13 protein-coding genes and 1 other annotated feature (1 of these 14 cut by a window edge) are annotated in these 22,643 nt (G+C 31.7%); of the genes, 12 read left to right on the top strand and 1 reads right to left on the bottom strand.

Annotated features, from left to right (window positions below):
* Positions 1 to 58: a binding site (T-box leader), on the top strand; it begins 145 nt to the left of the window's first position.
* Between the two features lie 77 nt (positions 59 to 135).
* From pheS to BR66_RS24330, 8 genes are all read left to right on the top strand, one after another.
* Positions 136 to 1,155, top strand: coding sequence for a phenylalanine--tRNA ligase subunit alpha (gene pheS / locus BR66_RS0119705; RefSeq protein WP_026884452.1), 1,020 nt, complete (start codon positions 136 to 138; stop codon positions 1,153 to 1,155).
* Between the two features lie 86 nt (positions 1,156 to 1,241).
* Entirely contained in the window at positions 1,242 to 3,620 is a 2,379-nt protein-coding gene (gene pheT / locus BR66_RS0119700; RefSeq protein WP_026884451.1) for a phenylalanine--tRNA ligase subunit beta, read from the top strand.
* Positions 3,621 to 3,893: 273 nt separating this feature from the next.
* Positions 3,894 to 4,457 (top strand): cell division protein ZapA, encoded by a 564-nt coding sequence (locus BR66_RS0119695; RefSeq protein WP_026884450.1) that lies wholly within the window; start codon positions 3,894 to 3,896, stop codon positions 4,455 to 4,457.
* A gap of 101 nt (positions 4,458 to 4,558) precedes the next feature.
* Entirely contained in the window at positions 4,559 to 5,695 is a 1,137-nt protein-coding gene (locus BR66_RS0119690; protein ID WP_026884449.1) for an aminotransferase class V-fold PLP-dependent enzyme, read from the top strand.
* A 19-nt stretch (positions 5,696 to 5,714) separates the two neighbouring features.
* On the top strand, positions 5,715 to 5,963 hold the full coding sequence (locus BR66_RS0119685; protein ID WP_035796679.1) for a putative Se/S carrier protein: 249 nt from the start codon (positions 5,715 to 5,717) through the stop codon (positions 5,961 to 5,963).
* A gap of 137 nt (positions 5,964 to 6,100) precedes the next feature.
* On the top strand, positions 6,101 to 8,437 hold the full coding sequence (locus tag BR66_RS0119680; RefSeq protein ID WP_026884447.1) for a U32 family peptidase: 2,337 nt from the start codon (positions 6,101 to 6,103) through the stop codon (positions 8,435 to 8,437).
* A gap of 2 nt (positions 8,438 to 8,439) precedes the next feature.
* Positions 8,440 to 10,803, top strand: a complete 2,364-nt coding sequence (locus BR66_RS0119675) for an endonuclease MutS2 (protein ID WP_026884446.1) — start codon at positions 8,440 to 8,442, stop codon at positions 10,801 to 10,803.
* Between the two features lie 189 nt (positions 10,804 to 10,992).
* Positions 10,993 to 15,294: a S8 family serine peptidase gene (locus BR66_RS24330; protein ID WP_051624317.1), complete on the top strand. Its 4,302-nt coding sequence runs from the start codon at positions 10,993 to 10,995 to the stop codon at positions 15,292 to 15,294.
* A 104-nt stretch (positions 15,295 to 15,398) separates the two neighbouring features.
* On the opposite strand, the gene BR66_RS0119665 is transcribed toward BR66_RS24330, so the two are convergent.
* Positions 15,399 to 16,865, bottom strand: coding sequence for an aminotransferase class I/II-fold pyridoxal phosphate-dependent enzyme (locus tag BR66_RS0119665; protein WP_026884445.1), 1,467 nt, complete (start codon positions 16,863 to 16,865; stop codon positions 15,399 to 15,401).
* A gap of 380 nt (positions 16,866 to 17,245) precedes the next feature.
* Between BR66_RS0119665 and BR66_RS0119660 the strand changes: the two genes are divergently transcribed.
* The 4 genes from BR66_RS0119660 (at position 17,246) to galU (ending at position 22,552) form a co-directional block, all read left to right on the top strand.
* Entirely contained in the window at positions 17,246 to 18,553 is a 1,308-nt protein-coding gene (locus BR66_RS0119660; protein ID WP_026884444.1) for a polysaccharide pyruvyl transferase family protein, read from the top strand.
* Positions 18,554 to 18,663: 110 nt separating this feature from the next.
* Positions 18,664 to 20,394, top strand: a complete 1,731-nt coding sequence (locus tag BR66_RS0119655; protein ID WP_026884443.1) for a phospho-sugar mutase — start codon at positions 18,664 to 18,666, stop codon at positions 20,392 to 20,394.
* A 103-nt stretch (positions 20,395 to 20,497) separates the two neighbouring features.
* Positions 20,498 to 21,568, top strand: a complete 1,071-nt coding sequence (locus BR66_RS0119650) for a tetratricopeptide repeat protein (protein WP_026884442.1) — start codon at positions 20,498 to 20,500, stop codon at positions 21,566 to 21,568.
* A 78-nt stretch (positions 21,569 to 21,646) separates the two neighbouring features.
* Complete coding sequence (gene galU, locus BR66_RS0119645; RefSeq protein WP_026884441.1) at positions 21,647 to 22,552, top strand: UTP--glucose-1-phosphate uridylyltransferase GalU; 906 nt, start codon at positions 21,647 to 21,649, stop codon at positions 22,550 to 22,552.
* Positions 22,553 to 22,643 lie beyond the last annotated feature (91 nt).

Below are 22,643 nucleotides of genomic sequence, written 5' to 3'. Positions count from 1 at the left end.
ATATTTTCAAGAGGACAATTGTCAATTAGGGTGGTACCGCGGAGATTCCGTCCCTTAGAGGATAAGTGTCTTTTTTTATTTTTTGAAGAAGCATTGGAGAAATAAAAAAACTTAATAAGAAAAGGAGAAAATTATATGAGAGAAAAGTTAGAAGAAATAAAAAAGGCTGCAGTGATAGAGCTTAAAGAGGCTGTAAGTAAGGAAGAACTTGAAAGCTTAAAGATAAAATTCCTTGGTAAAAAAGGTGAACTAACTAAAATATTAAGGGGGATGGGAGGTCTATCAAAAGAAGAAAGACCGGAAATAGGCAAAATTGCCAATGAGGTAAGAGAAAAAATAGAAGGAATAATTAGTGAAGGTTTAGATAAAATAAAGCAAATAGAGACGGAGCAAAAACTAAAAAATGAAGTAATTGATATTTCTATGCCAGGGAAAAAACAAATTATTGGACATAGAAATCCATTAGATATAACATTGAGAAAAACTGAGGATATTTTTTTAGCCATGGGATTTACTGTAGAAGATGGACCTGAGGTAGAGTATGATAAGTACAATTTTGAAATGCTCAATATACCTAAAAATCACCCTGCTAGAGGTGAACAGGATACATTTTATATTGATGACAATATAGTACTTAGAACTCAAACTTCACCAGTGCAAATAAGAACAATGCTTAACCAAAAACTGCCAATTAAAATGATCTCACCAGGTAAGGTATATAGGTCAGATGCGGCGGATGCAACACATTCACCTATATTTTATCAGGTTGAAGGTTTAGTGGTAGATAAGGGAATAACCTTTGCAGACATGAAGGGAACTTTAGAAATGTATATCAAAAAAATGTTTGGTGAAAATGTTAAAACTAAATTCAGACCACACCATTTTCCATTTACGGAACCATCAGCAGAACTTGATATTTCATGCTTTGCTTGTGGTGGAGATGGATGCACAGTATGTAAAGGCGAAGGATTTATAGAAATGTATGGCTGTGGCATGGTTCATCCAAATGTTTTAAGAAACTGTGGCATTGACCCAGAGGTATATAGCGGATTTGCCTTCGGAGTTGGACTTGATAGAATAGTTATGCAGACACTTGGCATTGATGATATAAGACAGCTATATGAAAGTGATATGAAATTTTTGAAGCAGTTTTAATATAAGGAATTATATAATACAGGAAAATAAATTTGATTATCAATGATTATTTGATGAATACAAAGAAATTCTAGGAGGAAAATTAAATGAAAGTTCCAGTAAGTTTTTTAAAAGATTATGTTGATATAGATATGGATGCCAAGACATTGGGAGATCTTCTTACTCTATCAGGTTCAAAGGTTGAAGAAGTAATCACTAGTGGAGATGAAATTCAAAATGTTGTAGCAGGTAAAATACTGAAAATTGAGCCGCATCCAGACGCTGAGAAATTAGTTATATGTCAAGTGGAAGTAGGGGAAGATGAGCCAATCCAAATTGTTACAGGTGCAAAAAATATGAAAGAAAATGATATAGTACCAGTTGCTCTTCATAACTCAAGCTTAGCTGGAGGGGTAAAAATAAAACGAGGTAAGCTAAGAGGAATTCCTTCAAATGGAATGATGTGTTCTGAAGAAGAACTAGGACTTGCAGATGAGGGAACTGTTCATGGACTTATGATATTACCTGAGAATACTGTAGTAGGCAGAAATATAAAAGAAATTTTAAATTTGGACAATGCAGTAATTGATTTTGAAATAACATCCAATAGACCTGATTGCCTTAGTATTGTTGGAATGGCAAGAGAAACAGCAGCTACTCTAAATATAAATTATAAAATGCCTGCATTAAATTATGAAGTTAAATGCAAGGACAATATAAACAATGAAATAAAAGTTGAAGTTAGAGATACACTTTGTAGACGGTATATAGCAAGGGGCGTTAAAAATATTAAAATTCAAGATTCACCTGCTTGGATGGCAGAGAGATTATTACAGTCAGGGGTAAGACCAATTAATAATATTGTAGATATAACTAATTTTGTAATGATTGAACTTGGGCAACCTTTGCATGCTTATGACAGAAGAACAATAACAACAAATACAATTATAGTTGAAAGAGCAAAGGAAGGCGAAAGTTTTGTTACTTTAGATGAAAAAGAGCGAAAACTCGGGAGCAGTATTCTTACAATAAAAGATGGGAATAACACTTTAGGAATTGCAGGAATTATGGGAGGACTAAATTCAGAAATTAAAGAGGATACAACTGAAATAATTTTTGAGAGTGCAAATTTTCAAGGCACAAATGTGAGAGTATCATCTAAAAAATTGAATTTAAGAACTGAAGCTTCCGGTAGGTTTGAAAAAGATCTAGATCCGCATCTTGCAGAAATAGCAATTAATAGAGCTTGTAATTTAATTCAGGAGCTTGGTGCAGGAGACATAATGGATGGAACTATTGATATATATGAGAAATCAGTAGAAGAACATTTTGTTGAAGTAGATTCAAATTGGATAAATGCTTTTCTTGGATTAAAACTTACAAAGGAAGAAATGAAGGGATATCTTGATAGATTGGAACTTAGCACTGAAATCTCAGGGGATAAGTTAATAGTTAAGGTTCCAACATTCAGAGGTGATATAAACATAAGAGAAGACGTAGCGGAAGAAATAGTGAGAATTTATGGCTATAATAAGGTTCCATCTACTGATCTTAAAGTTTCTAGTATAAGAACTGGACGGTATAAAAATCAAGTTATTAAAAATATGGTTGTTGATATTTTGATAGCTTCAGGATTAAGCGAAGCTATATGCTATTCTTTTGTAAGTCCAAAGGTTTTTGATAAAATACTTTTACCAAAGGATAGTAAGCTAAGAAATGCAGTAGTAATAAGAAATCCTTTAGGTGAAGATTATAGTATAATGAGAACCACTAGCATTCCTTCTATGATGGAGGCTTTTTCTAGAAACTATTCAAGAAGTAATGAAATAGTGAGATTGTTTGAAATTGGTAAAAATTACGTGCCAAGCAAAGCACCTGGGGAAATACCAAAAGAAAAAAATGTAGTAACCATAGGGATATATGGAGAGGCAGATTATTTTTGTCTTAAAGGTATAGTTGAAAATGTATTTGAAACACTTGGGATTAATAATATATCCTATGAAAGAGAAACTGAAAATGTTAGTTATCATCCAGGTAAAACTGCAACTGCTAAATTAAATAAAAAAACAGTTGCAACTCTTGGAGAAATTCATCCTAGTGTAACTTTGGGATATGGAATTGATCCAGAATGTTATGTAGCAGAAATTGACCTAGATGCTCTAATAGAAAATGCAGTTATAGAAAGAAAATATAAGGCCTTACCTAAATTTCCAGCAGTAACTCGTGATATGGCTATTATTTTAGATGACAGTATTTTAGTTCAGCAAATTGAGGATGTTATAAGAAGGCATGGAGGTAATATACTGGAAAGCTTCAAGCTATTTGATGTATATAAAGGAGAACAAATACCAGAAGGCAAAAAGAGCATAGCCTATTCCATAACTTATAGAAATGAAAATAAGACTCTTACAGATAAAGATGTTGAAAAGGTTCATAATAAGATATTAAGCACTCTTGAGTACACTTTAGGAGCTAAACTTCGTTAATTGATAGGTGGCAATTTGAAATTTTTCATGATTGATGATGATTTTTAGGTATGCAGGTGGATTTGTATTAAGGAATCCACCTGCATCTTTATTTTGTTGATTTTTCGGCAAAGCGAAAAATCTTCATTAACTTTTAACTCGTGAAGCTTGTCACTTTTTTAGGATTGTTGCTATTAAGACTTGTAATATAAATTATGGAAACAAATATCTATAATTGTATAGTAAACGATAATATGTTAAAATTAATTAAGATAAAACTAAGAGGGTGTTTTCATGAGTTCGGTTACGGTTAGGGTGAATAATAAAGAATATCAATTAGTTGGTAATGAAAAAGAAGAATATTTGCATACCATTGCAAATTATGTGGATAAAAAAATTAAGAATATTATGGAAAATAATCCAAAACTCAGTACATCTGAGGCAGCTATTTTGACTGCTATGAATTCCGCGGATGAGTTTTATAAAAGTGGAGAATATAACGAAAGACTTTCGGATGAAATAGAAGAACTAAAAAATAAAGCAGATAATTTAACTAGAGAAATAGCTAAGTTGAATGAAGAAAAACAAGAACTTAAAATAGAAATAGATAAAAAAAGTTCAGATGAGGAAAATGTAGAAAAGGATAAACAAATTGAACAATTAAGTCAGTGTATTGACTCCATGACAAAGGATGCTAAGGGAATAAAAAAACTTAAGGATGATAACAAGCAGTTAAGATTTAATTTACAGTCTGCCAAATACAAGCTAATGGATCTAGAAAACAAATACTTAGAAAATCAAATATTACTTGCCAAGACGAAAAAAGAATATATTCAGGAAATGAAAGAAAATAGATAAAAGGATATGCTTTGGCATATCCTTTTATGGCTATAGTCCCACTTTTCTAAACACCTGCATATACTAAATAAGAACAAAATAAGTCTTAGAGGTGATGGCGGATGATTTATTTAGATAATGCGGCTACTTCATTTCCAAAACCAAGTAATGTATACTATGAAGTATTAAATTGTATGAAAAATTATGCTGCAAATCCAGGACGTAGTTCGCATGATATGTCATTAAAAGCATCTAAAAAAATTGCGGAGGCAAGAGGTGAGATAGGCTCACTTTTTAATATAGATAATCCTTTTAATATAGTTTTTACGGTTAATGCTACAGAGGCCATAAATATAGCCATAAAGGGTATAATAAATAAAGGAGATCATGTAATAAGCACTGTTATAGAGCACAATTCTGTATTAAGGCCATTAAACTATCTTGAAAATCAAGGTGCTGAGGTAAGTCTAATAAATGTAGACGAGTATGGATTTATTAAATTAGAAGAATTAAAGAGTAAAATAAAACAAAATACAAAATTGATAGTAATAAATCATGGATCAAATGTGTTAGGCACGGTTCAAAACTTAGATGAAATAGGTAGTATAGCTAAAGAAAAGGGTATTGTTTTTATGGTTGATGCTTCACAAACTGCTGGAGTTTTTGATATAGATGTAAAAAAATCTAATATAGGACTACTTGCATTCCCTGGACATAAAGGACTTTTGGGACCACAGGGAACTGGTGCACTTTATATACAAGATGGAATTGATTTGAAGGAGTTTATTTCAGGGGGAACTGGAAGCAATTCCAGTGAAATGGTACAGCCTAATTTTTTGCCTGACAAATTTGAAAGTGGAACTCTAAATACACCTGGTATAGCAGGATTGTGTGAAGGCATAAAGTTTATAAGAAAAACAGGAATTTCAAATATAAAAAAACAGGAAGAAAATCTAACGGAATATCTTCTTCAGGAGCTAAAAAAACTTACAACTGTTAAAATATATGGACTAATGGACAGTAAAAATAGATCATCAGTAGTATCAATTAATATTGGAAATATGGATAGTGCAAAAGTTGGATATATTCTTAATAAAAATGGAATTGCTGTAAGAACAGGATTTCACTGTGCTCCACTTATTCATAAAGTAATTGGAACAGAAAAGTTTGGAACTGTAAGAATAAGTTTAGGATATTTTAATACATTTGATGATATTGAAAAATTAATAGATGCGATAAAGTATTTAGGGAACAACTAGAACAATAGGAGTTGGTATTATGGGGGAAAAATATATAATGGTTTTTGTATCTAGCAGTCAAGCAGCATATATATATAATGAACTAGAGAAAAATAGTATAAGTGTAGAACTTGTATCTACCCCGGCAGAAATTTTATCAGGATGTACAAAGTCCATTATATATAATAAAGGGCACAATGATATTGTTATGGGAGAAGTAGCAAAAATAAATGCTAAAACAAAGGGAATATATTCTATAGAAAATGATAACAAATATATTAAAATATAAGGGGTCGTATGATCCCTATTTTAATTCCAGAGTAAATTGTTGTATAATAAGTATTGGTCATCTTCAAAAAAATAGCTAGACAGCATGCTAGACTATTTTCTTTCAGGTGCCTTATAGATTGATTAGGAGAGATGAGGATGAAAAGGATAGAATTACTAGCTCCATGTGGTAGTATTGATAGTCTACATGCAGCGGTACAAAATGGAGCAGATGCAGTATATTTAGGTGGTAGTAGATTTTCAGCAAGGGCAAACGCTTCTAATTTTGATGATGAAAATATGATATATGCGGTTAATTATTGCCATGGTTATGGTGTTAAGATCTATATAACAATAAATACTCTAATAAAAGACAGTGAAATGAAAGATGCATTATCATATGTAAAGTTTTTATACGAGATAGGTGTGGACGCACTTATAATTCAAGATCTGGGGCTTGTGTATTTAATAAAACAAAACTTTCCTGATTTTGAACTTCATGCATCAACTCAGATGTCTATACATAATGGACAGGGTGCAAAGTATTTTAAAAGCTTAGGATTTACAAGGATTGTACTAGCTAGAGAACTGGGATTAAAAGAGGTTGAATATATTTCAAAGGATTTAAATATAGAAACAGAAATATTTGTACATGGAGCCTTATGTATTTGTTATTCTGGTCAGTGTATTATGAGTAGTTTGATAGGAGCTAGGAGTGGAAATAGAGGTAGATGTGCTCAAACCTGTAGAATGCCATACAACCTATTAGATGAACAGGGAAAAAGGGATTTTAAAGGTTATGTATTAAGTCCTAAAGATATATCTACTTTAGAGGATATATCTGAAATTATTAAAAGCAATACGGCTTCACTGAAAATAGAAGGTAGAATGAAAAGACCTGAATACGTGGCTGGTGTTGTAAGTATTTACAGAAAAGCAATTGATAATGCATATGAAAATAAGGAATTTGATTATAAAGACGAAACGAAAAAATTAATGCAACTTTTTAATAGAGAAGGTTTTTCCAGGGCTTATATGTATGGGAATGTTGGTAAGGACATGATGGCGTATTCCTACCCTAAAAACACGGGGCTCGCACTTGGAGAGGCAAATAAAGACTTTTTCATTAGGCTTAGGGAAGATATAAAAATTAAAGATGGAGTTAGAGTTGGCGAAGGAGGATTTACGGTTTCAAAAATCATAAAGGATTCCGGTGAAGTAGGCTATGCAAAGGCAGGTGATACTGTAAAACTTATGCCAACATTTTATGCGGCGAAGGATAAATTGTATAAAACTTCAGATGCAGAGCTCTTAGAAAATTTAGCTGAAAGTTACGCAAATATATATGAAAGAAAGATTAATATAAGATTATCTTGTAAGTTCAAGGTTGGTGAACCATTTGAATTAAGTTGTGACTACCATGGAAAAATATTTAATGTAAAGGGTGAAATTGTTCAAAAGGCTATAAATAGACCAGTTGAGATTAAAAAAGTAAAAGAAAATCTACTTAAAACAGGAAATACACCTTTTAATATAGAAAATATCGATTTTTGTGATTTTCAAGACGGATTTTCACCTGTTTCAGCAATAAACAATACAAGACGAGAACTTATAAATAAAATACTAAATTCAATATATGAAACAAGCAAAAGGGTAAAAGAAAAAAGTTTGGATTTCAACAGGGTAGAAAAGTTAGGATTTAGTATGGAAAAACTTCTTGTGTCTGTATATAATATGGAGCAACTTGAGGCATGTAAAGGACTAAATGTTCAGGCTATTATGATTAATTTCTTTAATAAAAAATGTGATATTAAAATTGAAGATGTAAATGGCATGAGAATTTATCTTATGATCCCTAATATAATAAAGGGGGAGTTTGATTTCATATGTAATTTCATAGAAAAAAATCTTTCAAAAATAGAAGGAATTGTTACCGCCAATGCAGGAATTATAAGTATGTTTGAAGGAAAAACAAAGGTAATTGGTGATTATAAACTAAATGTATTTAATAAGTATTCTTTAGATTTCTTCAGCAAATCTCTAAATGGTACATATCTAAGTGTGGAACTAAATAGAAAAGAAATTGGAGAAGTAGTTAAAAATGCACCACTACCTTGTGGAATGGTGATCTATGGAAAACTTGAAGCTATGGTAAGCGAATACTGTCCAGTAGGAAGCATTTTTGGAGGGAAAACTGCAAAAACTGCATGCAAAGATGAATGCATAAAGGGAGAGTATAAACTTAAGGATAGAATGGGAGAAGAATTTTTAGTAAGAACAGATAAGTATTGCAGAAGCCATATATATAATTCACTTCCTCTAAATCTTATTGAGAGCATTAAGGATATAAATGGAATTGGAAATATAGCATTAAGAATAGATTTTGTGGATGAGAATATGGAAGAAGTTAAAAAAATATTAACCTCATATAAAACTGGAGAAGCGGTTACAGATAAAAAATTTACCCGTGGTCATTATAAACGAGGAGTTGAATAATTTTGAACGAAAAGTCACTGAGAATATTAGAATTTTATAAAATTAGGGATTTAATAAAAAAATATACTGCTACAAGTGCATCTAAAGATATTATTGACAAACTTAAACCATACAATAGTCTTTATGAGGTAAAAGAGCACTTAGAGGAGACTAAAGAGGCACTAGAACTTTTAATGAAAAAAGGTTCCCCTCCTTTTGAAGGAGCCTATGATGTACGTGATGGAGTTGCTAGGGCTGAAAAAGGAGGAATCCTTATGCCGCTTCAACTCCTTAGGATAGCAAATATTCAAAGGTGCGCAAGATCTTTTAATAATTATATTTCTCATAGAGAAGATGAAAAAGGTTACAGAGTTTTGGAGGATATATGTGTTGGTATAGTTCCACTAAAAAAACTTGAAGATGAAATTTTTATGGCAATTGTAAGTGAAGAAGAAATAGCGGACAGAGCGAGTACTACACTTTTTAATATAAGAAGGATATTGAAAGAAAAAACAGCTTCCGTTAAGGATAGGGTTAGCTCAATGGTAAGGGGATATTCCAGCTACTTGCAGGAAAATCTCTATACAATTAGAGGAGATAGATATGTACTTCCAGTTAAGTCAGAGTATAAAGCACAAGTTCCAGGGCTTGTGCACGATCAAAGTTCATCGGGAGCTACACTTTTTATTGAACCCATGGGGCTTGTAAATTTAAATAATGAGATAAAGGAATTAATACTTAAGGAAAAGGCTGAAATAGAGAGGATATTACAGGAACTTTCGGAAAAAATCTACGAAAATATAGACGCTGTAAAGGGTAATACAAATATAGTTTATGAGATGGATTTTATATTTTCAAAGGCAAAATATGCCAATGACATTTCAGGAATATGTCCGGCAGTTAATGATAATGGAATAATAGATATAGTTCAGGGTAGACATCCATTAATTGATCCATTAAAGGTAGTATCTATGGATATATATTTGGGGAGAGATTTTACATCTTTAGTTGTAACGGGACCAAATACAGGCGGTAAGACTGTAACCCTTAAAACTGTAGGAATTCTAGAAATTATGGCTATGAGCGGAGTCCTTATACCTGCAAGGGAAAATTCAACAGTAAGCTTTTTTAATGAGATATTCGCAGATATTGGGGATGAACAGAGTATTGAGCAGAGTTTGTCAACTTTTTCTTCACATATGAATAACATAGTTAAAATTATTGAAAAAGCAGATTCAAATTGTTTGGTATTATTCGATGAGCTCGGTGCAGGAACTGATCCAACAGAAGGAGCTGCACTTGCAGTGGCTATACTTGAAACCTTAAGAGAAAGAAGTACAAAAGTAGTTGCTACCACACATTATAGCGAACTTAAAGCCTATGCATTAAAAACAGAAGGCGTTGAAAATGCATCTGTAGAGTTTAATGTGGAGACGCTAAGACCAACTTACAGGCTCCTAATTGGAATTCCGGGAAAGTCAAATGCTTTTGAAATATCTAAAAGGTTAGGTCTTCCTGATTATGTAATTGATAAGGCAAGAAGCGGAATAGCTTCAGATAGCTTGGAATTTGAGGATTTAATTCAAAATCTTCAAGGTAAAACTATTAAGGCAGCAGAAGATGCAAGAAAATCAGAAATGCTTAGACTTGAAGCAGAAAAATATAAAGAAAAGTACGAACAAAAGTTAAGCACTTTAAATTTATCAAGAGAAAGAGCGATTAGTGAAGGAAAAAAAGAGGCAAGAAAAATACTTTCAGAGGCAAAGGAAGACGCAGATGAAATACTTAAAAACATTAGAGAACTAGAAAAAATGGGTTATTCATCAGATGCTAGAGCGGAACTTGAAAAAGAAAGAAAAAGGTTAAAGGAAAAGATAGAGAAAGCTGAAGAAAATACGTTTAACAAGGAACACAGTGGGCATGGACTTACTAATGTATCAGAAGGAGAAGAAGTCTATATTCCATCATTAAATATGAATGGAATAGTTTTATCAAAACCTGACAATAGAGATGAAGTCCAAATTCAAGCGGGCATAATGAAGATAAGTGTAAAAATTGGTGATTTAAGAAAAAATAAACCTGTTAAAGAAGATCCAAAGGCACGGAAAATGAGGAAGAGAGAATTAAAGCTAAATTTAAAGCAAGTTGACTCATCTATAGATTTAAGGGGAATGGATTCAGAAGAAGCAATATATTCAGTTGATAAATATCTGGATGATGCTTATCTTGGTGGGCTTGAAGCCGTTACAATTATACATGGCAAGGGAACTGGTGTGCTTAGAAATGTAATTACGGATATGCTTAAAAGACATAATCATGCTAAGGCCTACAGACTTGGTGATTATGGAGAAGGCGGAAGTGGAGTAACAGTAGTTGAATTAAAATAGGAGTTGAACTTAAACTTAAAATAATTTGTGGTACCGCAGGATGATTTCTATATTTTATAGAAGTCATCTTTTTTTTGCGAATATCTAAGCATATTAACAAATAATCAAAATATAAGTTGTTTTTACTATAAAATGGTAGTAGAATATTAAGAAAAACAATAGGATTTAATTATTTAAAGGGGGAACATTATGAAAAAGAGAGGTAGTAGTCTATTATCAATTAGTTTAGTATTAGTATTTTTTTTATCCCTTAATGTTACGGAATTTAGTGGTAATGTAAAGGCAGAAGATGTAAATGGCAAAGACTTAAAGGCATTGATGGTTAGTGCTATAGCTAAGGAAATCAAGGTGAAATCCATAAAAAACAATGTGAAAGGATATGATACATTAAACGAAAATGCACCTCTGGATAACAATAGTACTAGTGGCAGCGTAAGAATTATTGTTCAACTTGCAGACAAGCCGGCAGCTGAAAATTCTGCTAAAAGTATAACCCAAGTAAAAGACTCACAACAAAGTGTGGTTCAAAGTGTACAAGCATTGTCTGGAGCAAAAATCAAAAAAAATTTTGGATATCTTGTAAATGGATTTAGTGCAGATGTAAAGAGAACTGACATTAATACAATTAGACAAATGGCAGGAGTTCAAAGTGTTACAGAGGCAAAAGTATATCATCCAGATATGTATTTTGCTAAAAATTTAACTCAAGTTTACAATGAATGGAAAAACACGGGATATAAGGGCGAAGGCATGGTTGTATCCATAATAGATACAGGTATAGATTACACCCATAAAGATATGAAAATAAGTAATCCCTCTAAGGATAAGCTTAATGCTTTAAATGTTTCAAAACTAGGAGGAAAGGGAAAATTCTTTACGGATAAAGTTCCATATGGCTATAATTTTGCTGATGAAAATCAAAGTGTAATAGATGACAATAAAACAGAGCAACATGGAATGCATGTGGCAGGAATCGTAGCCGCAAATGGAAGTGATCAGGATTCGGCTTCATTTAAAGCAGTGCAAGGAATTGCACCAGAGGCACAGCTTTTAGCAATGAAGGTATTTTCTAATAATCCTGGAAACCAGGAGTCAGCATATGATGATGATTTGATTGCCGCCATTGAGGATTCTGTATTACACCATGCAGATATAATTAATATGAGTTTAGGATCAGTTTCAGGCTTTGAAGATCCAAATGATCCTGACCAAAAGGCAATAAAAAATGCAACAGATAAAGGTACATTAGTTGTAGTTTCAGCGGGCAATTCAGCTATATCATCTACAAATTCAGGGTGGAATGCACCACAGACAAACCTATTAAATCAGGTCGATACAGGAACAGTAGGAACCCCTGGTGTTGCAGATGATGCCCTTACAGTTGCTTCTTATGAAAATACTAAAAGGATAGTAAAAAAGTTAGACTATGTGTCTAATAATGGAAGTGGAACCTTAGCATATGCAAACGGTAGTGGTGTTCCAGAAGAAAGTCTTAAATCAACCCACGCTGTAGTTGATTGTAATTTGGGAGCAACTTCGGATTTTATAGGAAAAGATGTTACAGGGAAAATAGCATTAATAGAAAGAGGAGGTGGGTTGACTTTTTCGCAAAAGATACTTGCAGCAGAGAATGCTAATGCAGCAGGAGCAATTATATACGATAAAGATATTGCTAGCGGTGGTAGTAATGATCCCTTATCCATGGGGGTGGATGCATCTATTACTATACCATCCATTGGGATAGGAAATGCGGATGGAGTAAAACTTAAAAATCTAATAGCTAGTAATTTAAGCATAAACATTGATGGAAGTCAAATTTCCATTGATAATAGCTTGTCAAATGATATGTCACCTTTTACTTCCTGGGGGCCAACTCCAAGTTTAGGTTTTAAACCAGAAATTTCTGCGCCAGGTGGGAATATTTATTCAACGCAAAATAATAATAAATATACAACTATGAGTGGAACTTCCATGGCATCACCAAATGTCGCTGGTTCTGAAGCTCTAATTTTACAGGGTGAAAAGGCCAAAGGAGTAAGTGCTACGGGCAGGGATTTGATAAAACTGATAAAAAACACAGCTATTAACACTTCAGAAATATTGATGGATAAAAATAATCAGTCGGTGCCGTATTCTCCAAGAAGACAAGGAGCAGGTCTTATTCAAGTTGAAGATGCAATAAATAATAATGTAATTGCAACCGATGATAACGGTGAGGCTGATGTTGCTTTAAAAGAAATAGGGAGTAGTACTACTTTTAACCTAAATCTAAAGAACTACGGGAACACTGATGCTAAGTACACTCTTGCAAATGGAGGAATTTTATCCGAAAAAATAACTGATTCTGCAGGACATTTTTCCGACTATAACATTGATACTTCTCAGATGAAATTTAGTTCAAATACCATTGTAGTTCCAGCAAATGGCCAGGCAAAAGTCACAGTTCAAATTGAACTTCCGCAGAGTTTCAAAGAGGGACAATTTGTTGAGGGGTATGTGAAATTTAATAGTGATAATAGCAAGGTACCTTCGTTAAATGTACCTTATCTCGGATTTTATGGTGATTATTCAAAACCAAGCATACTTGACCAACCGCTTTGGAATGAAAATACTGTTTTGGGCGAAGAAGGACTCATCAGCAATGTATTTGGCAGTGAAAATTACTTAGGAGTAATAACAAATGGAACAATAGATTCTAATAAAATAGCGTTTTCACCAGATGGAGATGGAAATGAAGATGTAGTAGTGCCTGAGCTAAGTTTTCTAAGAGATGCAAGGACAATGGAAGTACAAATAGTTAATAAAGATAATGGAAGTGAAAAAGTATTAAGGCAGTTATCTTCGGATAACAAACTAGTAAAAGACTTAATAGATAATCAAAATGGAGATGGGGGTGCCAATAAGTACAGTAATGGACAATGGGATGGTAAACTTTACAATGCTAAAACTGGGTCTATGGAAACAGCTGAGGATGGAGACTACTATTATAAATTTATAACAACAGTTGATTTGCCTGATGCTACTAAACAAGTAACATATATGCCTATAAAAATTGATACCATGGCTCCAAAGATAAAGATAACATCTAAGACAACTACTGATATAAATTCACCATATAAATTAACCTGGAAAGAAAAAGACAAAGGGGTTGGAATAAATACGGATTCAAATGTAGTAATGGTAAATGGTAATCAGGTTGATAGTAGCGTCTCACCAATACAATATGATAGTAAATCCGAGACATATAGCTGTAGCATTAATTTAGAAAAGGGTAATACAAATGACGTAGAAGTAGGAACAGCAGATTATGCTGGGAATGTAGGTAGTGAAAGTATTGCAGTAGATACACCAGTAATACTCCAAAATGTACATGATGGTGAAGTTATTGGCAAAACATCATTAGATAACAATGGTAAATTCAGTATCCAGGGAATAGTTAGCAGTAAAGTTGAAAATTTAAAGATAAATGGAATAAAAGCAAAGATAAATAAAAAATCATTTACCGTAGCTGTTAAATTACGAGAAGGAAAGAATGTTATAGATATTGAGGCTTATGATAAAAAAGGCAATTTATTAGATGAAAATAGTAGTTATAAAGTTATACTTCAGACAAAAAATCCTACTATAAATATAACAAGCCCAAGTTTTGACTCAAATAACAGTATTTCAACTAATGAAAAAAATATTGTTTTGTATGGTAAAGCTGAATTTGAAAGTATTTCTGACAATAATAAGGTTATTATAAATGGAACACCCCTTAGCAGTGAGGAATTTAACGAGAATACAGGGGATTTTAAATATACATTACCAGTTTCAGGTAATACAACACTGACAATAGAAGCAGTGGACAGCGTAAACAATAGTAATAGTAAAAGATTTCACATAATTGCAAATATACAAAATGAACCACTAAATATAAGTTTTAATAATTTACATGGTTATGATGTACTATCAGCAGAGGATGCTAAAAATAATACTCTGATAATTAATGGAACTGTTAATCATAAACCTAAGATTTTTCAAATTAATGGGGAAGATGTTACTGTTAATAAAGATTTAACATTCGCAAAAGCATTCAAATTAAGCCAAGGAACAAATAAATTTTTAGTATATGCAGAGGATACCGATGGAACTGTAGTGAGTAATTATGCTTACGATGTAGTATATGATTCCTATGCACCAAAGCTTACACTGACAAAACCTCAAATGGGACCAGATGGGAAAATATATACAGACAAAAGTTATGTGGATTTGGCTGGTTCAGTTGCTGATAACACCTATGGATATTTCCTCTATATAAATGGAAATGAAATATTAAGCTCTAATTTAGATTCGGAGCTTGGCGCTGGAGGACTGCAATATTTTAGTTACAGGGTGAAGGTGAAAAACAATGACGTTATTACTATTGAAGTTAAGGATGAATTTGGAATTTCACTTGTAAAAAAAATAACTGTGGTGGTTGGAAAAAAAGCTCCGGTAATAAAGAATTAAAAGGTAAGAAAGATTTTTAGGATGAAGAGGAAAAATTTATAAAACTGGGATGTAGGTATATTTGTTTAAATAAATATACTTACATCCCAAAAGTTTTTTACAATCTAATTGTTTTGCACAACTTTTATATTTTCAACTCTTGGATCTTCTGTACCTTGAACATAAAGTCCGATGGACTTTAACTTTTGAATATATTTCACGATTTCTATAGTTATTTTTTCGCCAGGGCAAAGTACTGGAATTCCAGGTGGATATGCCATTAAGAATTCTCCACTAATCATTCCCACACTATCCTCAATTGGAACTGAATATTTATTGCCATAAAAAGCTTTTCTTGGAATAAGTATTTGTTCTGGAATAGGTGGTATATCAATAAAGTCAGACTTTTTATCCCCTGTTCCATAATACTTAGCACTTATTTTCTTTAAAACACTAAGAAGATATTCAATGTCTTCTTTTTTATCCCCGAATGTTCCAACAATTAGAACATTATATAAATCAGAAAGTTCCATTTGAATATGGTATTCATCTGCAAGCATCATATCTAAATCATAACCTGTAATTCCAAGATCTCTACATGTAATTGTTACTTTCGTTGGATCATAAGAAATTACGCCTTTGTTATTTAGTACTTCCGCTCCAAAACAATAGAAACCAGGTATCTTATTTATCTCATCTCTAGCATAATTGCAAAGATCAATAGTGTAATCTAAAAGCTCTTTGCCATGAAGGGCTATTTGTCTTCTGGCACAATCAAGAGATGCCATTAAAATATAAGAAGGTGAGGTTGTTTGTAAAATATTCAAGGTTTGTTGCACCTTGTTCATGTCTATTCTGTCTGAACATACATGAAGTAGTGAACATTGAGTTAGTGCACCTATAATCTTATGAGTGCTTTGGGCACACATGTCTGCACCAGCATCAATGGAGGACATTGGTAATCTATCATTAAAACCAAGATGTGGACCATGAGCTTCATCAACTATTAAAGGAATATTATATCTGTGCACAATTTCTGCGATTTTTTTAATATCAGTTGCTGTACCGTAATAAGTAGGATTAATTATAAGTACTGCTTTGGCATCGGGGTTTTCCTTTAGTGTGTTCTCAACAGTTTCAGGAGTTACGCCATGAGCTATTCCTATTTTTTTATCAAGTTCAGGTTGCATGTATACAGGTACGGCACCGCTTAAAATAATACCACCCGTAACAGATTTATGAACATTTCTTGGTATTAATATTTTGTCGTTATCGCTGACAACTGATAAAATCATAGCTTCTATGGCACCTGAGGTTCCATGTATTGAAAAAAATGAAGCCTTTGCACCATAGGCATCAGATGCAAGTTCTTGAGCTTTTTTTATTGGTCCTGTAGGATGATGAAGACTGTCCACTAACTTGAAAACTGTTACATCAATTTTAAAAGGGTTTTCACCCATGAATTTTTTGAATTCTTCATCTGCACCTTGGCCCTTTTTATGACCAGGAACATGGAATGGAATTGTGTTTCGATTTACATACTCCATAAGAGCATTAAAAAGAGGAGTTTCATCTTGATTAAGTTTATACACCTTTACATAACACCTTCTTTCATTAATATATTTTTAGTCTAATTATAATGTGGCTAAAAACAATATTTATTATAGTTTATTAAATAAGCAAATGCAATAAAATTGTAGAACTTCTATGTTAAATGTATGATACATAAATTTTTGATGAGAATATATTATAACTTTGAAATTTTTCCATTTAAGAACGATATCGGTACATATATATTAAAAAGTTGTCAGCAACTTAAAATAGATTAGAACATTAATTAAAATGTCATAAAATTATAACATTTTAATGTTAAACTAAGAATGAATATGAAACATGGTTTAATAAATTGTGAAAGATATATTAATATAGAAACTTAAATGGATTTATAAAACAATTATAGGAGTGAAAAAAGTTGAAAAAAAATATAGGTATACTTTATGATAATATTAGTGGAAACACTGGAGATGTAGCAATTGGACTTAGTTTGAGAAAAATAATGAAGGATTTAAATGTAGACTTTGATGAACTTGTACCTGGTAATTTTAATCCGGAATTATATGATAGTATTATAATAGGTGGGGGTCATCTAATACGCAAAGATCATGATTTTTACTATGATAAATTTAAAGTTAGAGGGCATAATATTTTAAACTCTATGGGTATTGTCGATAGCCCAACAGACCTAGAATATTTAAACGACTACAAATATTTATCATTTAGAAGTAGTGGGGATAAGAAAAAGGCAGCATATATAAAAAAAGAATCATTTGTAGTTCCCTGTACTACAATGCTTTTAGAGGATTTGAATGAATGTCCTGTTAAAATAGAAGGTGCATCTATAGGAATTCATCTTATTCCTAAGTTTTTTTCTGAGGAAGAAGAAAACTTATTTATAAATTGGATATCATCTTTGTCATATAATGTATATTTTATTCCTATAACTCATTATAATAATGATTATGAATATATGTATAGTTTAAGTAAAAGAATTAGAAATGCAAGCTTATTACCTATAATGACACCTATGGAAATATTCACTATTATTGGGAAATTGAAGTATATAATTACTTGTTCTTTACATGGATCAATATTTTCTTATATTCATAATGTACCATTTATATTAATGGATCAAGACAAATCACGATGTTTTCTTGAGGATAGAGGTTTGGAAAGATATTTGTTTAATTCTTTAGAAGATGTCATTAGATTGTCTGAAGAAATGTTAGGTAATAAGCTAGATTATTCAAATCTAATTATTAAAGATAAAAATACATTAAGCACCCATGTTAAAAATATTGAAGAAAATATTCCAAAGAGTAATACAAGTATAGCTAGTAATAAAAATATATCGGACCAGTCACTCCAAACAAATCATCAAATTAATTTTTTACAAGCTCAAATAGGTGATTTACATTTAAAAAATCAGGATTTAGTTGAGGAAGTAGTTAGTTTAAATGAGGGGTTACAGAACAAACAAAATAAAATTAATGACTTAGAAAAGCAAGTAGATAACTCAAAAAATGAAATTTATGATTTGCACAATAAAAGTGATAATTTTGAGAATAAAATTAGTTGTTTACAAGATGAAATTATGAATCTTAGATCAGAACTTAAGAGTATATATAAATCTAGAGGGTGGAAGATGCTATTGATATTATATAAAAGTAAGGATTCGATATTAAGGTTTTTAAAAAGATTTTATCCAAAGGACAGTAAGTAATAATTTAAGTAGTAGCATTTCAAGTACTATTCTTAAATTATGTAAAAAAGTATGCTAATTTTTGGTTTTATAGTATAATTAGAATATTGAATATTTAAGGAGTGATTATTTTGGATTACAAAAAAAATTATGAAAATTGGCTGAGTTCTGAATATGTTGATGAAGCAACTAAAAAAGAATTGAGAGAAATAAAAGATGAGAAAGAAATAGAAGATAGATTTTACAGAGATTTGGAATTTGGAACTGGTGGACTTCGTGGTGTTATGGCAGCAGGAAGCAATAGAATGAATATCTACACTATAGGGAAGGCAACCCAAGGACTAGCAGACTATATAAATAAAAATTATACTGATGAGAAAGCTGTTAGTATTGCTTATGATTCAAGAAACATGTCAATAGAATTCGCAAATAGAGTTGCAGGCGTATTGTGTGCAAATGGTATCGTTGTAAATTTATTTGAATCTTTAAGACCAACACCAATGCTTTCATTTGCGGTTAAATATTTGCATTGTAAAGCTGGAATAGTTGTTACGGCATCTCACAATCCAAAACAATATAATGGATATAAGGTTTATAATGAAGATGCAGGACAGGTTACTGATAAAGCGGCTAAGGATATATTGACATGTATTAATTCACTACAAGGGTTTAATGACGTAAAATTAATGGATTTAGAAGCGGCTAAGAAAGCTAAACTTTTGAATATTATTGGAGAAGAAATAGATAAAATATATGTAGAGAAGGTAAAAGGATTAACAGTAAGAGAAGATTTAGTAAAGAAAAATGCTAAGGACTTAAAAATAATATATACGCCTATACATGGCTCTGGAAACATTCCAGTAAGAAGGGTTTTAAGTGAACTGGGTTATGAAAATGTAAATGTAGTGAAGGAACAAGAAAAACCAGATGGCAATTTTCCTACTGCATCATACCCAAATCCAGAGCAACCATCTGTATTTAAATTGGCGCTAGAACTTGCTAAATCTGTACAGCCGGATGTGATATTTGGGACTGATCCAGACTGTGATAGAATTGGGGTAGTTGTCAAAGATAGTGAAGGCGAATATAGAGTATTAACAGGTAACCAAACGGGGGTTCTTTTGACTCATTATATTCTTTCATCATTAAAGGAACTTAATAAGCTTCCTGAAAATGGTGCTATAATTAAGACAATAGTTACATCAGAAATGGCAAAAAAAGTTGCAGATAATTATAAAATTGAGACAATAGATGTGTTAACTGGTTTTAAATATATTGGAGAAAAAATAAAAGAATTTGAAAGCACAGGGGCTAATACATATTTGTTTGGATTTGAGGAGAGTTATGGATGTTTAGCAGGGACTTTTGTAAGAGATAAAGATGCAGTAATTGGAGCAATGCTAGTTTGTGAAATGGTTTTATATTATAAAAATAAAGGATTGAGCTTATTTGATGCATTAACTGATCTTTATAATGAATATGGTTTCTATAAAGAGACATTAGCTTCATTAGAACTCAAAGGCAAAGAAGGGCAAGAAAAAATTCAAAAAGCTTTGGAATATCTTAGAAATTCAATGAAAGACCAGGTTGGTGGAGTCAAAATTGTTAAAACCTTTGACTATAAATTGAGTTTAGAGAAAAATATTTTAGAAGGTACTTCGGCTAAAATAAAACTTCCTGAATCAAATGTATTAAAGTTTATTTTGGAAGATGGTTCTTGGTTTGTTGTAAGACCTTCTGGTACAGAGCCAAAGATGAAAGTCTATATGTCAGTTATTGGCAGCACTGAAGCCGATGCAGATAAAAAATCAGAAACATTTAATAAATATGTAATGGAAATAATAAATGGTGCTTGTAAATAAAAAAATATATATTAAAGTGGAAGGTAATAATATCTTCCACTTTTAATTTTGTGTGCTTTCTAATATAATAAATTGGAGAAAGATTAATTAGGACGGTGGAAAAATGGATATAAAAGCAGAACTTTCAGAAAAGGTGTCTAAACTTATTTTTTTGGAATTCAAAAAACAAAGTGTGCCTGAAACATTCAATATAGAGGTAATGGAGAATATATATTTACCTGTGAGACCTAAAAGGCTTATGGACAAAGTAAAACAAGGGGAAAAGTTCGAAAAAATACCCGTTTCGTTTTTTATTGAAGGAATGTTTTATGTACTTGGAGGAGACGAAAATTTTAAATATAATAAAATATACATGAGTATAATTAATGCAAAATCAGAAGAAGCAAAGTCTTATGTAAAAGGTATAATATTTGATGAGGTTAAAAATGGAATATATGAGGATGCATATATTATGCTTAAAGGGCTACTAAAAATCGAAAGCAGTAAAGAAAACTATGACAAGTTATTTATGCTACTAGAAAATTTAATTCAATTAGATGAGTCCTATGAAGAGGAATATCTAGATATGTTAAATAGTGCAGAAAAAATAGAAGGTTATTATGAGCCTTACTACAAAAAGGCTGAAATTTGTTACAAGTTAAAAAAATATGAAGATGCATGGGTTAGCATAAACATGTATTTAGAAAAAACAAGTAATAAAACAAAAGAGGCCATTGATTTAAAACATATACTGAGTAATATAATGAATTTTGATAAAGGAAAAGAATTAATATATGATAATCCAAATGAAGCACTTAAATATCTTATACCACTTATAGAGGAATTTTCAGATGATGCAATACTTTATCTTAACATTGCTGTGGGTTATAGGGTGCTTGGAAATCACGAAAAGGCTATCTACTATCTAAATGATGCAATGGCAATAGACAGTGATATTGTAGATATAATAAACGAATTAGGTATAAATTATGCGGCACTTAATAACTTTGAACTTGCCATAAAATATTTAAGAAAGGCATTTGAAGTTACAAAATCTATTGAAATTTGTACCAATCTTGTGATGTGTTACATAAATATAGGTGATATGAAGCAGGCGCAATTACACTATGATATAGCAAAAAAAATTAATCCAAAGGATGATATTGTTCTGGAATTAAATAAAATTTTGAAATAATCGAGGCTAACCTGTAACTTGTTAAAATTAAACAAATAATATATAATATTATTATATATTATTTTAAGGAGAGATTTTATGAAAGTAAGAAAAGCTATAATACCAGCAGCGGGTCTTGGAACAAGATTTTTGCCAGCAACAAAGGCTCAACCTAAGGAAATGCTTCCTATAGTTGACAAGCCAACAATTCAATACATAATAGAAGAGGCTGTGGCATCTGGAATTGAGGAAATACTAGTAATAACTGGGCGAAACAAAAGGGCCATCGAGGATCATTTTGATAAATCAGTTGAACTTGAAAATGAATTAGAAAGTCATGGTAAAAATGAACTTTTGAAGATAGTTAAAGATGTATCAAATATGGCTAATATATATTATATAAGGCAAAAGGAGCCTAAGGGATTAGGACATGCTATAAGTTGCGCAAAAACATTTGTCGGAAATGAGCCTTTTGCTGTTATGCTTGGAGACGATGTAGTCGATAGCAAAACACCATGCTTAAAACAATTAATGGATTGTTATGATGAATATAAAACCACTATATTGGGTGTGCAACAAGTAGCGCATAATGAAGTATCAAAGTATGGAGTTATAAGTGGAATGCATATTGAAAATTCTGTTTATAAGGTTAAAGATCTAGTGGAAAAACCAAAAGTTGAGGAAGCACCTTCAGATATAGCTATACTTGGAAGATATATAATCACACCACAAATATTCAATATATTAGAAAAAACTAAACCTGGAAAAGGTGATGAAATACAATTAACGGATGCACTTAAAACATTAATACAGCAAGAAGCAATGTACGCTTATACCTTTGAAGGAAGAAGATATGATGTAGGAGATAAATTGGGCTTTTTAGAGGCAACAGTAGAGTTTGCTCTTAAGAGGAAAGAATTACAAAAGCCATTTATGGAATATTTATTAACTTTGAAGGATAATCCTGTGTTTAAGGATATTTATAATAAATCATTAAAAAAATAACTACATATGTTTAGCTAAATAAAGCTCCCACGAAACAATAGTTTGTCTATATGTTTTTGGGAGCTTGTTTTAAATAAAATCATACCATATG

The sequence above is a fragment of the Clostridium akagii DSM 12554 genome, from assembly GCF_000686725.1.
Taxonomy (GTDB): domain Bacteria; phylum Bacillota; class Clostridia; order Clostridiales; family Clostridiaceae; genus Clostridium_I; species Clostridium_I akagii.
Note: the sequence above shows the minus strand (reverse complement) of the source record. Positions and strands in the feature narration are given on the sequence as shown.